Source organism: Pantoea latae (assembly GCF_002077695.1).
Taxonomy (GTDB): domain Bacteria; phylum Pseudomonadota; class Gammaproteobacteria; order Enterobacterales; family Enterobacteriaceae; genus Pantoea; species Pantoea latae.
Window position 1 is genome coordinate 1 of record NZ_MWUE01000064.1, and the last position, 1,453, is coordinate 1,453.

Annotated in this window: 1 protein-coding gene; it reads left to right on the forward strand. The window is 53.3% G+C overall.

What is annotated here, in order from left to right; genetic code table 11:
- Positions 1-491: 491 nt before the first annotated feature.
- Entirely contained in the window at positions 492-731 is a 240-nt protein-coding gene (locus B2J69_RS23450; RefSeq protein WP_081142849.1) for a DUF2442 domain-containing protein, read from the forward strand.
- Positions 732-1,453: the final 722 nt, after the last annotated feature.

Genomic DNA, 1,453 nt, shown 5'->3' on the forward strand with positions numbered 1-1,453 from the left:
GCGTTGTACCGCAGGGGCTGCAGTGTGGTTTTTTCACGCGTCACTTTGTTCTCGTTTCACTCGAACCAAAGTGACGCCGTTCAGTCCGGAGGCGCGTTTGCCTCTGCAAACAGATGCTTTCCGGAAGACGTAATGGTGATCGCGGGATAGAACGAGTTTTTCGCGACAGACCCGCTACAGGTTTATCGGCTTTATGGTTGCCGGCGCGTAAATGCAGGCAGCGGATGGCAGGACGGTCGGTGCCGGTCACTGCGTTGTGAAATGTACCCTCATCGTCGCGTCGTAGGTGCGCTGTTTGTGACGATATCTGCTTCCAGGGGCGGGCAGATGTACCACGCTTTGCGTTCTCCCTTTCAGGCTACAGGAGTGTTCTGTACAGCCACCCGAAGGCGATCCTCTCAGGCCGTGGGATCATTGGTGGTCGTCATGGACGACAGGACTACCCGGGCATACTATCAACGTAAATTCGTGACGGTCAACCGGAGGTCGTGATGAGTGTATCCATCAAGTCGGCAAAATTTGATCCCTACAACATGTGGCTGCAGCTGAGCGACGGACGCACCCTGGGCGTCCCGCTGTCTTACTTTCCCGCGCTGGCTGGCGCTACCGCAGAGCAGCTTGCAACGTTTGAGCTGAGTCCGCGCGGCATTCACTGGGACGGGCTGAATGAAGATCTGAGCCTTGAGGGCTTTCTGGTCACGCAGAAACTGCAGCCGGTCAGAAAATCTTAACGGGCGGGACGGACAGGAAATGTTTTGTGACCACAGCCGGCTGCGCCGGCGCCACAAAACAGCGGGACAAGATGTGTCTCTGGAGTGCCGCCGGCACGCCAAATCCTCCTGGTCAGGCTACGCCCGATACCCTGATAAATTTCGACGCGTCGAAATTTTCTTTCGCCCTTTGACGAACGCAGGATAGAACAGCGTCAGCAAGTGGACTGCCGCGCCTGCGGCTTGGCCAACGCCTCACGGCCGCACAGTAAACTGCGCGCCCGTTCACCGTTATCAGCGGAGTTAAACGCCGAAAAACGGGGCTTAGTGACAACATACGCGTGAAACTGTCCGCCATTCACTTCCGTGCATACCCATGCAGACGCGCAAAACTTATCTGGGCGGGTTTTCGCGGTTTCGGGCAGGGAAAGGGCCGGGTTCTGTCCCGGAAGCCGCAGAATTGCGTTGAGGGCGTTTCAGGGGTGCGCCCAAGAGATGTTATGGTAAATATAACAACCTCAAAGAATTACATATGAGAGGCTGCTATTTGGCTGCCTTAAATTTGTTACAAGATAGCAACAGAAACATTAAAAAATTTTGTGAAATTTTCTGCACGCTTCCCTATGCCTACTACGTTGCCTGGATCCTTCAGCATATTGGCTACTTTTTTTGCAATTAAACCTAAAAAAGGTTGCTCTTAGCTTTATTACTTTCTTTTGTATACTAAAAGGCTATCATCATCT